The sequence below is a fragment of the Kribbella sp. NPDC000426 genome (assembly GCF_040300265.1).
Lineage (GTDB): Bacteria > Actinomycetota > Actinomycetes > Propionibacteriales > Kribbellaceae > Kribbella.
In genome coordinates this window covers 349,900-363,836 of sequence record NZ_JBEPDK010000003.1, presented here as the reverse complement: position 1 = coordinate 363,836, position 13,937 = coordinate 349,900, and the positions used below count along the sequence as shown (strand labels likewise).

General features: G+C 68.3%; 12 protein-coding genes and 1 tRNA gene. 2 read left to right on the top strand and 11 right to left on the bottom strand.

All coding sequences use genetic code 11. The annotated features are described in order from the left end of the window. Positions 1 to 45: 45 nt before the first annotated feature. A complete protein-coding gene (locus ABT313_RS15490) occupies positions 46 to 1,287 on the top strand; it encodes an alpha/beta hydrolase family protein (RefSeq protein WP_350853096.1) in 1,242 nt (413 codons plus the stop codon). Here the strand turns inward: ABT313_RS15490 and ABT313_RS15485 are convergent. The 9 genes from ABT313_RS15485 to ABT313_RS15445 all read right to left on the bottom strand — a co-directional run bounded on the left by ABT313_RS15485 (position 1,277) and on the right by ABT313_RS15445 (position 7,899). Continuing rightward, positions 1,277 to 1,906: a CoA transferase subunit B gene (locus tag ABT313_RS15485; RefSeq protein ID WP_350853094.1), complete on the bottom strand. Its 630-nt coding sequence runs from the start codon at positions 1,904 to 1,906 to the stop codon at positions 1,277 to 1,279. The two genes, ABT313_RS15490 and ABT313_RS15485, sit on opposite strands and share 11 nt — an antisense overlap. A gap of 3 nt (positions 1,907 to 1,909) precedes the next feature. Continuing rightward, positions 1,910 to 2,668 carry a CoA transferase subunit A gene (locus ABT313_RS15480; protein ID WP_350853091.1) on the bottom strand — a complete coding sequence of 253 codons (759 nt, stop codon included), beginning with the start codon at positions 2,666 to 2,668 and terminating at the stop codon, positions 1,910 to 1,912. An 86-nt stretch (positions 2,669 to 2,754) separates the two neighbouring features. After that, entirely contained in the window at positions 2,755 to 3,687 is a 933-nt protein-coding gene (locus tag ABT313_RS15475; protein WP_350853088.1) for a tetratricopeptide repeat protein, read from the bottom strand. Between the two features lie 54 nt (positions 3,688 to 3,741). Further along, positions 3,742 to 4,440, bottom strand: a complete 699-nt coding sequence (locus ABT313_RS15470; protein WP_350853085.1) for a carbohydrate-binding family 9-like protein — start codon at positions 4,438 to 4,440, stop codon at positions 3,742 to 3,744. Next, positions 4,433 to 4,837: a hypothetical protein gene (locus tag ABT313_RS15465; protein ID WP_350853083.1), complete on the bottom strand. Its 405-nt coding sequence runs from the start codon at positions 4,835 to 4,837 to the stop codon at positions 4,433 to 4,435. Before ABT313_RS15465 ends, ABT313_RS15470 begins: the two co-directional genes overlap by 8 nt. A 9-nt stretch (positions 4,838 to 4,846) precedes the next feature. Continuing rightward, on the bottom strand, positions 4,847 to 5,467 hold the full coding sequence (lipB, locus tag ABT313_RS15460) for a lipoyl(octanoyl) transferase LipB (protein ID WP_350853080.1): 621 nt from the start codon (positions 5,465 to 5,467) through the stop codon (positions 4,847 to 4,849). 9 nt (positions 5,468 to 5,476) lie between these two features. Further along, positions 5,477 to 6,790 carry a J domain-containing protein gene (locus ABT313_RS15455; RefSeq protein ID WP_350853078.1) on the bottom strand — a complete coding sequence of 438 codons (1,314 nt, stop codon included), beginning with the start codon at positions 6,788 to 6,790 and terminating at the stop codon, positions 5,477 to 5,479. A gap of 72 nt (positions 6,791 to 6,862) precedes the next feature. Continuing rightward, positions 6,863 to 6,939, bottom strand: a tRNA-Pro gene (locus tag ABT313_RS15450). A gap of 24 nt (positions 6,940 to 6,963) precedes the next feature. Then, positions 6,964 to 7,899 carry a metallophosphoesterase gene (locus ABT313_RS15445; protein ID WP_350853075.1) on the bottom strand — a complete coding sequence of 312 codons (936 nt, stop codon included), beginning with the start codon at positions 7,897 to 7,899 and terminating at the stop codon, positions 6,964 to 6,966. A 26-nt stretch (positions 7,900 to 7,925) separates the two neighbouring features. Here ABT313_RS15445 and ABT313_RS15440 point away from each other — a divergent pair, with 26 nt between their 5' ends. Then, positions 7,926 to 8,393: a GatB/YqeY domain-containing protein gene (locus ABT313_RS15440; RefSeq protein WP_350853073.1), complete on the top strand. Its 468-nt coding sequence runs from the start codon at positions 7,926 to 7,928 to the stop codon at positions 8,391 to 8,393. A 591-nt stretch (positions 8,394 to 8,984) separates the two neighbouring features. Here ABT313_RS15440 and ABT313_RS15435 read toward each other — a convergent pair. Together ABT313_RS15435 and lon are read right to left on the bottom strand one after the other, a co-directional pair. Continuing rightward, entirely contained in the window at positions 8,985 to 11,339 is a 2,355-nt protein-coding gene (locus ABT313_RS15435; RefSeq protein WP_350853070.1) for a penicillin-binding protein, read from the bottom strand. 174 nt (positions 11,340 to 11,513) lie between these two features. Then, the gene (lon, locus tag ABT313_RS15430) at positions 11,514 to 13,865 is read right to left on the bottom strand and encodes an endopeptidase La (RefSeq protein ID WP_350853067.1); all 2,352 of its coding nucleotides are present in this window, start codon (positions 13,863 to 13,865) and stop codon (positions 11,514 to 11,516) included. Between the last annotated feature and the right edge of the window lie 72 nt (positions 13,866 to 13,937).

Genomic DNA, 13,937 nt, shown 5'->3' with positions numbered 1-13,937 from the left:
TTTCGGAAGCTGAACGTACAGTTGGTCTCCAGGCACAGTCAGTCCATGCTCAATCGCCGACAGCTTCTGACCTCAGCCGTCCTCACTCCACTCGGCAGCCTCGCCGCCTCCCAGCTGACGGGAGCGCCCGGACTCGGTGCCTCGGCCGGACACAAGGCGGGCAAGGCAGGCGTGCCGATCCGTCTGCCGCGGCCGACCGGCCCGTTCCTCGTCGGCACGACCGAGGTGCATCTTGTTGATCATCGGCGGGAGGACCCGTATGTGCCCGGCCGCCCGCGCGAGCTGATGATCAGCATCTGGTACCCGGCCAGCCGCCCCGCGGCACCCGCGCCGTACCTGCCCCCACTCACCGCCCAGGTGTACGCCGAGGGCGCCGCACTCGCGCTGGAACAACCCGTCGGCACCATCGACTGGATCGGCGCGAGGAGCCATGGTGGCCTGCTCGCCCCGGTCAGCCGCGGTCGTCGACCGGTCGTCCTCTTTTCACCAGGCTTCGGCGTACCGCGTGGGCTCGCGTCGATCAGCGTCGCGGAGCTCGCCAGCCGCGGGTACGTCGTCGTCACGGTCGACCACACGTACGAGGTCGCGGGCGTCGAGTTCCCCGGCGGCCGGCTCGAAGTACAGACCCTGCCGACCACGCCGTACGCGCTGCTCGCCCGCTCGACCCGGTACGCCGATCTGCAGTTCGTCCTCGACAGCATCACCCGCCTGGCGCGCGGCGAGAACCCCGACGCCGAGCAGCGTCCCCTCCCGCAAGGTCTCAACGACCTCTTCGACCTCAACCGCATCGGCGCCTACGGCCACTCGGCCGGCGGACTCAGCTCGATCGACCTGCTCACAACCGACCGACGGATTCGCGCCGCCATCGACCTGGACGGCGAGCTCGGCTACGGGTACGACGACCCGGCCGACTGCCCGACCGTCGCGAAGGGCACCGACCGGCCGTTCCTGCTGATGGGCTCCGGGGCGATCGGCCCCGGCCCGCACGACCACCACACCGACCCGTCGTGGGGCATGTTCTGGGACCGCTCGACCGGCTGGAAACGCGACCTCAACCTGCCCAACGGCCGGCACTACAGCTTCATCGACCACCAGGCGCTGATCCCGTGGTTCCAGCGCTTCATCACGGTCCCGCCGCAGCTGATCGACGACACCGTCGGTACGGCGGACGCGGCCGACGTACTCCGCGCTCTCCGCACCTACATCCCGGCGTTCTTCGACCAGCACCTCCGGCAGCGCCCGGCCAACTGGAGCCGGGCGCTACCGGAGACCAGGTTCATTGCTTGATCGGTGCACCTGTCTTGGATTGGAGCTCGTCGAAGGTGACCCCGTCGGCGAGCTCGACCAGCTGCAGGCCGTCGTCGGTGATGTCGAGGACGGCGAGGTCGGTGATGATCCGGTTGACCACGCCGCGACCGGTGTACGGCAGGTCGCACTCCTCCAGGATCTTGTGCGAACCGTCCTTGGCGACATGCTCCATCAGCACGATCACGCGCTTGGCGCCGTGCACGAGATCCATCGCGCCGCCCATGCCCTTGACCATCTTGCCGGGGATCATCCAGTTCGACAGGTCGCCCTTGGCCGAGACCTGCATGGCGCCGAGGATGGCCGCGTCGATCGCACCGCCGCGGATCATCCCGAACGACAGCGACGAGTCGAAGAACGACGCGCCTGGCAGCGTGGTGACGGTCTCCTTGCCGGCGTTGATCAGGTCCGGGTCCTCCTCGCCCGCGACCGGGTACGGCCCGACGCCGAGGATGCCGTTCTCGGACTGCAGTACGACGGTGACACCGTCCGGGATGTAGTTCGGGACCAGGGTCGGCAGTCCGATGCCGAGGTTCACGTACGAGCCGTCGTCCAGCTCGGCGGCTGCCCGCGCCGCCATCTGCTCACGGGTGAGTGGCATGGCTCAGACCTCCGTCTTCTGTACGGTGAGCTTCTCGATCCGCTTCTCGATATCCTTGCCGACGGCAACAACACGCTGTACGTAGACACCGGGCAGGTGGATCGAGTCCGGGTCCAGCTCACCAGGCTGGACCAGCTCCTCGACCTGCGCGATCGTCACCCGGCCGGCCATCGCGGCCAGCGGGTTGAAGTTGCGCGCGCTCCGGTCGAAGACCAGGTTGCCGTGGGTGTCGCCCTTCAGTGCGTGCACCAGTCCGAAGTCCGTGGTGATCGAGTCCTCCAGCACGTACGTCGTACCGTTGATCTCCCGCGTCTCCTTCGGTGCCGACGCCTTCGCGACCGAGCCGTCCGCGTTGTACTTCTGCGGCAGCCCGCCCTCCGCGACCTGCGTGCCGACACCGGCCAGCGTGTAGAACGCAGCGATCCCGCAGCCGCCGGCGCGCAGCTTCTCGGCCAGCGTGCCCTGCGGCGTCAGCTCGACCTCCAGCTCGCCGGTCAGGAACTGGCGGGCGAACTCCTTGTTCTCCCCGACGTACGACGAGGTCATCTTCGCGATGCGCTTGTCCGCGAGCAGGATGCCCAGGCCCCAGTCGTCGACGCCGCAGTTGTTCGACACCACGCTGAGCCCGCTCACCCCCTTGTCGTGCAGAGCGCTGATCAGCTGCATCGGGTTGCCGCACAACCCGAAGCCCCCGACCGCGAGGCTCGCGCCGTCCCCGATGTCCGCCACCGCTTCCTGCGGCGACCCGTACGTCTTGTCCATCAGCTGCTCCGTTGCAGTCGTCGGTGCCGATTCGCTCCCGACTCTAACCAGCAGCACCGCCCGCCGCGATGTGGCTGGCACCACACCTATGCGGTGGCTTCGGAGGCGTTGAGCACACGCAGCTCGTGGAGGGCCTCGAAGTGGGCGTCCTCCAGGTTGGGGAGGTTGAGGACGGCCGAGAGGTGGGTGCGAGCGGCCGGAGCGTTGCCGGAGTGCCGGGCGGTACGCGCCAGCCCCAGCCGCGCCGCCGCGACAGTCTCGGCGAGTTCTGCGTGCTCACCGATGGACAGTGCGCGGCTGTAGTCCGCGTGGGCGTCCTCCAGCTTCCCTAGCCGCCTGTAGAGGTCGGCGCGCTCACACAGCAGCAGAGCGGTCTCCTCAGCGAGGCACAGCTGCTCCGCGAGCTCCAGGGCCTCTGTGGTGACGTCCAGCGGCTCGTCGACGACCTGGCGGAGCGAGCACAGGGCCAGGAACATCCCCCAGCGGTCCTCGAGCATCCGGAAGCGGCCGAGCGCCGTACGCAAGGCCTGCGCGGCGTCGGCCGGCGCAGCCGCAGTCAGCCCCGGATAGCCCCGGCAGAGCTCCACAGCGGCCCGCGCCCACGCGTCGCCGGCCTCGTTGCGCTCCAGCACCTCATCGACCACCTCGGCCGGCTCGAACGGTCCGAAGACCAGTGACCAGAGCAGCACGGTCACGGAGTACTGGAACGGGCCGGTCGTCGTCAGGACGATCTGCTGGGCGAGCTCCAGTTGCTCCTGCTCGGCCGACCCGGCGCCGTGGATGACGGCGAGCAGGTACTCCTCGTCCAGCCCGACCGGGACGGTCCGGCCGAGCATGCTCAGGACCCGCTCGGCCGCGGCCGCTGCTTCGTCCTGGAGCCCGTTGGACCACCAGTACGCCGAGTAACGCGCAACGAGCCGCAGGGCGGTCCGCAGGTCGCTCTCACACGCGCGCTCGATCGCGCTGACGACCTGGTCCGCCTCCAGACTGTTCGGTGCTCCGGAGCCCCCCAAGTTCACGTACCTCATTGTTGCGCGGCCCTGTTAACGCCAGGTCACGGGGGTCACACGCCGTCAGAAACGAAGTACGCCCCAGCGGTCCGGCCGGTGCATGTCCTCGATGCCCTGCGGCGACCAGACCCAGAACTCGATCTGCTCACCCTTCACGTACGCGCCGTCGACGACCTCGTGCGGCCACTCGCAGCGCATCAGGTTCATCCGCCACTCGTCACCCGGGTTCGGCGGCGTCGCCCGGCCCGCGTTGTACGACGCCAGGTCGGCCCACGGTACGGCGAGCTCGACCGACCACGCGGTATCGGTGTCGGACGGGTCGTTGACGGTGCCGTCGAGGTGGACCGCGGTCCGCAGACCGGGCAGGTTGGTCGGGTCGATCGGCAGGCCGCCGTCGACGTACGGCTTGGGCAGCGTCAGCTCCCAGATCGTGCCCAGCGGGTTGATCTCGAACTCGTAGTAGTTCAGCCCGTCGCCGTCCGGGTCCAGGAACAGCTCGAAGTTGTTCTCGTGGAACAGCTTGCTGTTCTTCTCGGTCATCGTCGACCAGATGTGCGGCTCCTCGAGCAGGCCGCCGACGTACAGGTACCGATCGTCGTACATCAGCTTCGCCCGGGTCCGGAACCGCGGCGCGGGGCCGTCGTGGATCGGGACGAAGTCCGTGGTCCAGGGCGCGGCCTCCCAGGCGGGGTCGGTCAGGGTGCCGTCGAGATTCGGCGCGGTCGCGGTCCGCGGGCACTCGTAGACGGGCAGGTCAGGCATCGGCACGCTCCAGCAGTCGGGCGACGAGATTGGCGAGCAGGAAGGTCATCGCGGTCAGCGCCGGTACGACGGCGACGATCCACGGCGAGTCCAGGTGACCGGTCAGGAACGCGACGACGAGCGCCACCATGAACGCGACCCCGAGGAACGGGACGAGCCGCGGGTGCGGCATCGCCAGCCGGCTGAGCGCGAGGCCGCCGAGCACCATCGTCACGACCACGATCAGCACCAGCAGCGGAAGCCCGAGCGCACCGCAGTTCGTGGTGTCGCGGAACCGGTCGCAACTGCGCTCGCTCAGCCAGACGAAGGCGATCGTCGCGAACCCGCACAGCAGGCCGACAACGGCCAGGATCAGCGCCGGCGGCAGCGGCGGGGCGTCGTACCGTCCCTCACTCATTCCCGAAGGCTATCGGGCTCCCAGGGAGTTCGCGATCGCGTCACGCACCTCCGCGTCGGTCGGCCCGGGTACGCCGCGTTCGGCCGCGAGCTCGGCCAGCGAGGTCATCGTGACGTCGTGCAGCCCGCAGCTCGTGAATGTGTGAAACACAGTCATGTCGGGATCGACGTTGACCGAGAAGCCGTGGCTGGTCACGCCGCGCCGGATCCGCATGCCGATCGAGCACAGCTTCCGCCCGTCCTCGGTCCACACCCCGACCAGGCTGCTCGCGCCCTTCGGCGTGTCCCGGCGTACCAGCGGGAAGCCGAGCGAGCCGAGCGCGTCGATCAGCCCGTTCTCGACCCAGCGGACGATGTCGACCGGCCCGCGCTGCTTCAGGTCGATGACCAGGTACCCGACCAGCTGGCCCGGTCCGTGGTACGTCGCGAAGCCGCCGCGGTCCACTGCGACCGCCGGCGTACCGGCGGGCAGATCGTCCAGGGACGTGCGCGGCCCGTACGTGATCACCGGCGGATGGCTCAGCAGGAACAGCCGGTCCTCGGCCTTGCCCTCGATCCGCTCCTCGACCCAGCCGCGCATGTCCTTCGCGGCCACGTCGTACTCGACCTCACCCAGCTCAACTCGCTGCATGCATTCAGCCTAGGCATACGGCGCGCGGTACAGGATGTCGTACAGCGTCAGGCGGTCGAGCAGGAGGCCCTCCGGCTGCAGCCAGGCCTGGAGTTGGTTGGCCGCGGTCTGCGCCGGCAAGCAGGTGACGGCGGCCTCGGTTCCCAGCGGGGCGGTGATGCCGCCCTGGCCGTCGACCGGCGGGTGGACGATCAGGAAGCCGCGCACCTCCACGGGGGCGAGTCGGCTCCGCCAAGCGGCAACGGCGGCGTCCAGTCCGGAGACCGGGCTGTCGACCGGCATGCCGTTCAGCTGCAACGCGCCGTACGCGTCGAGCGCGTAGTGCCCCGGCGGGCCGACGACCGACGAGATCAAGGCGACGCGATGACCGTTGAGGAGCAGGTGGCTGACAGCCACGTCGCCGATCCGGGCACCGTGCACCAGCTTCGACGCGGGGAGCGCGTTGACCACCGAGTCCAGAATCCGGGCGGTACGCCGATGCCGCAGTACGTCGGACGGCGAGAGCCAGGCCGTACGCCCGTCGTCCACGAGCGGCTCGCCGGGGCGGCCCCAGAGATTGAAGTCGTACGCCGCCGTCGCGTCGATGGTCTTGTCCAGCTTGTGGACCTTCGACCACCTGCCGGTCAGGACCCGGACGAGCACGAGGCCGATGAGCAGCGCGATGATCACGACTCGCTGGAGCGCGGTGGCGCCGCTCTTCGAGAACGGGAACAGAACCAGGAAGTACAGCACGGCGGTAACGATGCCGAAGGCCTTGAGCAGTCTGCGCAGCGGAATCCGCCGGCTCCAGTGCGGCGGCATTGCCACCACGATCATCGCGACAGTGCCGACGGCGAAGACGATGTCCCACGTGCCGTCGAGACCGCCGATGGCGATGATTGCGATGTCCAGCAGTGTCAGGACGGCCAGCGACAACAGCGCCGGCAGCCGCCAGCGTCCGAACGCGGGCACGACCTCGATGCCGCCCGACAGCGGCTCCGCCGCCGCGTGCGAGGTCTGGGGCGGGGGCTGATACGACGTCTGCGTCCAGGTGAACGGGTCCGGCGCCGGCTCGGGCTCCGGCTCGGGGCGCGGCGTGTACGTCGGTTCCTCGTACTGCGGAGCACTCGGCTGAGCATTCGTCTGACCGTCCAGCGTGCGGTCGTATGCCGCGCGCTTCGCCGGATCGCCGAGCGTCGTCCACGCCTCTTGCACGACCCGGAACAGCGCAGCGTTACCGCCCTGGTCCGGGTGGACCTGACGGACCAGGCGCCGGTACGCCGACTTGATCTCCGCCGTCGTGGCGGTTCGCTCGACGTTCAGCACCTCGTAGTGGTCGGACACCCAGCGCACCTCTCGACGACAGGCCTGGTAACGCACTCAGGGCCAGCCACCTAAGTGACTGGCCCTGAGTGTTGGTCGGGCTGACAGGATTTGAACCTGCGACCTCTTCGTCCCGAACGAAGCGCGCTACCAAGCTGCGCCACAGCCCGAAGTCGCGAGTAGCTTACATGTGCTCAGCGTCCGAACGAAATCGGGTTATTCCGTGGGACGAGCGTGAGCAGCGTCGCCTCCGGCCGGCACGCGAATCGCACCGGCGCGTACGGCGACGTACCGAGGCCCGCGGACACGTGCAGGGCCGCCTGGCGGCCGTCGTACCCCCAGGTGGACAGGCCCTTCACACGGGACGTGTCGAGGTCGCAGTTGGTCACGAGCGCGCCGTACAGCGGCACCGCCAGCTGGCCGCCGTGCGTATGACCGGCCAGGACCAGGGGATACCCGTCGCCGACGAACCCGTTCAGGACCCGCTGGTACGGCGCGTGGGTCACTCCGACGGACAGGTCGGCCGTCGGGTCGATCTCGCCCGCGACCTCGTCGTACCGGTCGCGCCTGATGTGCGGGTCGTCGGTGCCGGCGAAGTCCAGGCGCAGGCCGTTGACCTTCAGGGTGGCCTTGGCGTTGTTGAGGTCGGTCCAGCCGGCGCCGGTGAACGCGCGGCGCATCTCCTCGTACGGCAGGTCGGGGCCGTGCGGCTTGTGCCGCTGCTTGTGGGCCGGCAGCAAGTACTTGCCCGGGTTCTTGAAGTGCGGCTTCCAGTAGTCGTTGGAGCCGAACACGAACACGCCGGGCAGGTCGAGCAGATCGCCGTACGCACGCAGCAGCGGGCGGACCGAGTCCTCGTGCGAGAGGTTGTCGCCGGTGTTGACGATCAGGTCGGGCTCGAGCGCGGCGAGCTCGTTGACCCAGCGGATCTTCTTCTCCTGCGTGGGCCACAGGTGCAGGTCGGACAGGTGCAGCACCTTCAGCGGGTCGCTCCCCGCGGACAGCACCGGCACCGTGACTCTGCGCAGTGTGAACCAGCGCACCTCGATCGCGGCCGCGTACGCGACGCAGGCAGCACCTACGGCGCCGACGACGGCTGTGGTCTTCAGGGCGGTCCTGGCGATACTCACTTCTCCAGCCTGCCACAATCATGGTCATGTCCAACTCCGGAATGAAGCAGCGCCTGCACGACGACATGACCGCAGCCCTCAAGGCCCGCGACGAGATCCGCAAGTCGACCCTGCGGATGGCGCTCACCGCGATCACCAAGGCGGAGGTGGCCGGCAAGGAGGCTCGCGAGCTCAGCGACACCGAGATCGTCGACGTGCTCGGCTCGGAGGCGAAGAAGCGCCGCGAGTCCGTCGTCGCCTACCGCGACGCCGGCCGCGCGGAACTCGCCGACAAGGAACAGGCCGAGGCGGACATCCTCGCCGAGTACCTCCCCGAACAACTCACCGAAGACGAAATCAAAACCCTCGTCACCGAAGCCATCGCCGCAACCGGCGCCGCCGACCTGGGCCCCCGCGGCATCGGCAAGGTAATGGGCGCCCTCCAACCCAAGGTCAAAGGCAAAGCCGACGGCTCCATCGTCTCGGCCGAAGTAAAACGCCAACTAGGCGCCTGACGGGTCATCCACACGCGCCGAATACCTTGAAGAACAAGAACACCCAGAAGAAAAGAACAAGGAAGAAACACAGAAAATAGAGTGGGAGCCGGGTGCCTGGCCGGGTCCGCCGGTCCAGCGGCGGTTGGCGGGCGCCGTCCTGCTGTATGCGCCGAGGTCGCCGGGTTCTCGAGAGTCAGACTGCGTTCGCCGGCTGGCCCGACCAGCGGATGCCTGTCTCGACCTACGGCGATCACCGGAGAGAGCCGAACTCAGCCAGGCGGTCAACTCCCACTGCAGGCGGCATCTCGACAGGAGATGTCGGGTTGTCCGGCTCGGTTTCCGGTGTGCGCCAGCGGGCTGGGGCCGGTCAGGAAGGCACACCTCCTGTCCAGTTGCAGGTCACCCCCGCACCACTAGCCCTGGCATGCAGGGCCGCCAACCCACCAACTCAGGGGTTAGCCCCTCAGACGTTCCACCGCGAAAAGCTTGATCGCCAGGGCCATCTGCGAGACCGAAGCCGGCGGTGGCCGAGGCCTCGCTTTCCGGAAAGATGTTGGCGCTCACTGGCAGTTTTGTTCCGGAAAGCTGGTCCGGGCGTGCGGGTGAACCTCAGCCGTGGCCGCGGCCGCCGCAGTTGGGGTATTTGGGGTTCCAGGGTGGGCAGTTGGGGTTGATGGTGGTGGGGCCGCCCGGGGGTTTGGTGGTGTTCTGGGGTTTGTTGGGCTGGTTCTTGTTGTTGCCGTTGGAGACGTAGATCGTTACCAGGGAGCCTTCGGGGGCGCCGTCGCGTTGGCGGGGGTCCGTGTAGGCGACGGTGCCGGCGGTCTCGTCGGAGTTGACTGTGCCGCTGGCGATCGCTACGTCGAAGCCTGCCTGGCGGAGCTTGTTGGCGGCGTCGTCGGGGTTCATGCCGTTGACGAACGGGAGGCTCTTCACGTCGCCGCGCTGGATCTTGTCCGACGGCGCGACGAAGTGCGTGGTCGGGTAGCCCTGCAGGGCGGCCTTCATCGCGGCCTCCCAGATCGGGCCGGCGGTGCCGGAACCTGTCGGGTCGTGAATGCCGTGGCCGTTGAGCGTCTGGCCCTGCAGCGGGTCGTACGGCAGGGAGGCGTCGCCCACTGTCGCGGCCGCGGCAAGCCTGGTCGAGTAACCGGCGTACCAGACAGCCTTGGCTTCGTTGATGGTTCCGGTCTTACCGGCCAGGTCGCTGTTGCCGAACTTGAGCTTGCCGCCGGTCCCGTTCGGCTCCATGACCTGGTGCAGGACCGCGTTGACGCCGTCGGCGACCTCCGGCGCTATGGCCTGCTTGCAGTCCGCGCCGCGGTTGCTGATCGGCTTGCCGGCGGAGTCCCGGACCGAGGTGACCACCCACGGGCTGCAGTACATGCCGCGCGCGGCGAAGGCGGCGTACGCACCGGCCAGCTGGAGCGGCGAGATCGGGTCGATGCCCAGAGTCATCGACGGGACCTGCTTGAGCGGGCTGAGGTCCTGCGCGTTGTACATGCCCAGGGAGGCCGCGATCTTGGCGATCGGGCACAGACCCGTCCGCAGCGACAACTGCAGGAAGTACGTGTTCGTGGACTTCTGGGCCGCCTGGACCATGGTCGGGTCCGGCACGTTCGACGTCGAGTTCTTTGGCGAGTAGCCGTCGACGACCTTGTGCGAGCCGTTGCAGTCGGTGTACTTCATGCCGCCCATGTTCAGCGGGCTCGGCGAGTTGATCTTGTAGGTGAGCGGTATGCCCTTCTGGATCGCCGCGGCGATCGTGAAGGCCTTCATCGTCGAACCGTTCTGGAATCCGCCGAAGCCGCCCGGATACGTCTTAGGGGCGTTGTAGTTGTACGCCGTCTGCCCGCGCTTGCTGCCATACGCGCGGCTCTGCGCCATCGCCTTCACCAGGCCCGTACCCGGCTCGACGATCGTGATCGCCGCGATCGCCTGGTCGGTCGGCTTGGAGTGGGTGTCGATCGATCGCTGCGCGTCTGCCTGGATCTTCGGGTCGAGCGACGTCCGGATCGTCAGGCCGGCGGTCTTCAGGTAGTTGGCCCGGTCGGCCTTCGTCTTGCCGAACGCCGTGTTGTTCTCGAGCTCGGAGACGACGTACTCGCAGTAGAACGGGTACGGGCCGTTGCCGCAGCCGAGCTTGTTCGAGCGGACCTTGGCCGGGTCGATGACCGGCGTCTTCAGCGCCGAGTTGGCCTGGGAGACCGAGATGACGTGCAGCTCGAGCATCCGCTTGATGACCACGTCGCGGCGGTCCTTGGCGCGCTTGGCGTTGTTGGTCGGGTCGTAGCCGGTCGGGTTCTTCACCAGGCCGGCCAGCATCGCGGCCTGCGGCAGCGTCAGCTGGGAGGCGTTCACCGAGAAGTAGTGCTGGGCCGCGGCCTGGATGCCCCACGCGCCGTCGCCGAAGTTGGCGAGGTTGAGGTACTTCTCCAGGATCTCCTGCTTCGAGTACTGCTTCTCGACCGCGATCGCGTACCGCAGCTCGGCGACCTTGCGCTGGTAGTTGTCGGCGGTCGCGGCGGCGACCTCCTCGGGCGTCTTCGCCTTCTCGACCAGGCTGATCTTCACGTACTGCTGGGTGATGCTCGAACCGCCCTGCTGCACCGATCCGGCGGACTGGTTCTGCAGCAGCGCGCGCAGCGTGCCCTTGAGGTCCAGCGCGCCGTGCTCGTAGAACCGGTCGTCCTCGATCGCGACGATCGCCTTCTGCATGATCGGCGCCACCTGGGCCAGCTTCACCGGCACCCGGTTCTGCTCGGCCAGCGTCGCGATCACGGATCCGTCGGCGGCCAGGATCGTGCTCTTCTGCTTGAGCGGTACTTCGTCGAACTGCTGCGGCAGGTCCTGCAGAGTGGTGGATGTCTTCTCTGTGGTGAACCCGGCGAGACCGGCGAACGGGATGGCGAGACCGGCGGCCAGGGCCCCCGACAGCACGCTCACCCCAAGGAACAGAACCACAGATTGGACGACTCCCCGGTCACCCTTTTCCCTGACGCGCATGGTTATAGAGACTACGGGATGCGCTGTTTGGGTTACCGCTGCGCTTATGACTTCGGTCACACTGTCTGGACAAAGTTCATCCAAAAGAACGAGGGCCCGGGCAGCTGCCCGGGCCCTCGAAAAGGTACTGCGTTACGCGGCGTACTGGTGTGCCTGTACCTCGGCCGGCTCCAGGGCCAGCTCCAGCACCTCGCGGACGTCGCTCACCGGGTGAACGGTCAGCTCCGCGAGCACGGACGCGGGTACGTCCTCCAGGTCCGGCTCGTTCCGCTTCGGGATCAGGATCGTGGTCAGCCCGGCCCGGTGGGCGGCGAGCAGCTTCTGCTTCACCCCACCGATCGGGAGCACCCGTCCGGTCAGCGACACCTCACCGGTCATCGCGACCTCCGAACGGACCGGCCGTCCGGACAGCAGCGACGCCAGCGCCGTCGTCATCGTCACACCCGCCGACGGTCCGTCCTTCGGGACAGCACCGGCCGGCACGTGGATGTGAGCGTTCCGCTCGGCCAGGTCGCCTACCGGCAGCCCCAGCTCCGCACCGTGCGAGCGCAGGTACGACAGGGCGATCTGCGCCGACTCCTTCATCACGTCACCGAGCTGTCCGGTCAGCGTGACTCCGGTCGGGCCGGTCTCCTTGTCGGCCAGCGACGCCTCGACGAAGAGCACATCACCACCCGCACCGGTCACCGCCAGTCCGGTCGCCACACCCGGAAGCGCCGTACGCTCGGCCGACTCCGGAGTGAACTTCGGCGAACCCAGGTACTCCTTCAGGTTGTCGCCGCCGATGGTCAGCGCACCGAGCTCCTCGCCCAGGGCCAGCTTCGCCGTCACCTTCCGCAGTACGCGGGAGATCGACCGCTCCAGCTGCCGTACGCCGGCCTCCCGGGTGTACTCACCCGCGAGCACCCGCAGGGCCGAGTCCTCGATGGACACCTCGTCCGCCGTCAGGCCCGCCCGCTCCAGCTGACGCGGGAGCAAGTGGTCACGGGCGATGATGACCTTCTCGTCCTCGGTGTACCCGTCCAGCTGCACCAGTTCCATCCGGTCCAGCAGCGGCGCCGGGATGGAGTCCAGCACGTTCGCCGTGGCCAGGAAGACCACGTCGGACAGGTCCAGCTCGACCTCCAGGTAGTGGTCCCGGAAGGTGTGGTTCTGCGCCGGGTCCAGGACCTCCAGCAGCGCGGCAGTCGGGTCGCCCCGGTAGTCCGCACCGACCTTGTCGATCTCGTCCAGCAGTACGACGGGGTTCATCGAACCCGCCTCGGTGATCGCCCGGACGATCCGGCCCGGCAGCGCACCGACGTACGTACGCCGGTGACCGCGGATCTCGGCCTCGTCCCGCACACCACCCAGAGCGACCCGGACGAACTTCCGTCCCATCGCCCGCGCCACGGACTCACCCAGCGAGGTCTTACCCACACCAGGAGGACCGACCAGGGCCAGTACGGCGCCACTGCGGCGTCCGCCGACCACTCCGAGACCACGGTCCGCGCGGCGACGCCGTACCGCCAGGTACTCGGTGATGCGCTGCTTCACGTCGTCCAGTCCGGCGTGGTCCGCGTCCAGCACGGCCCGCGCCTCGCGGATGTCGTAGCTGTCCTCGGTCCGCTCGTTCCACGGCAGCTCGAGAACGGTGTCCAGCCAGGTGCGGATCCAGCCGACCTCGGGGGACTGCTCGGCGGTCCGCTCGAGCTTGTCGACCTCGGAGAGCGCGGCCTTGCGGACGTGCTCCGGCAGGTCGGCCGCCTCGACGCGGGCCCGGTAGTCCTCTTCCTCGGACTCGGCCTTACCGTCCAGCTCGGCCAGCTCCTTGCGGATCGCGGCCATCTGCTGGCGCAGCAGGAACTCCCGCTGCTGCTTCTCCATACCCTCCTGGACGTCCTTCTGGATCGTCTCGGAGACCTCGAGCTCGGCGAGGTGGTCCTTCACCCAGCCGATCAGCTTCTCCAGCCGCTCGGACACGTTCGCGTTCTCGACCAGCCAGGACTTCTGCTCGTTGTTGAGATACGACGCGTAGCCGGCCAGGTCGGACAGCTCGGAGGGGTCGTCGACCTGCTTGATGGAGTCGATGACCTGGTACGCGCCGCGACGCTGCAGCACGGAGGTCGTCAGAGTCTTGTATTCGCGGGCCAGCTCGACGGAGCGGTCGTCGGTGATCTCGTGCATCACCGTCGCGCCCACCCACAGCGCCGCACCCGGGCCGGTCGTCCCGGCGCCGATGCGGACCCGCTGGGTCCCGCGGATCACGGCCGCCTGGGCACCGCCCGGCAGCCGGCCGATCTGCTCGATCTCACCGAGCGTTCCGGCCTTGGCATATTTTCCGTCCAGCCGCGGCACCAGGAGCACCTGGTCCTGACCCGCAGCCTGCGCGGCGTCGATGGCCGCCCGGGCCTCGCTGTCGGCGAGTCGGACCGGCACGACCATTCCCGGCAGGACCACGACGTCGTCCAGCGGCAGTACCGGAAGATTCAACGTATCGGTCACGCTGTCACACCCTTTTCCAAGTTGAGTCTGACAGGCTCAACCACGGGTGTAAGCAGGTAATTCCCGGCGTTC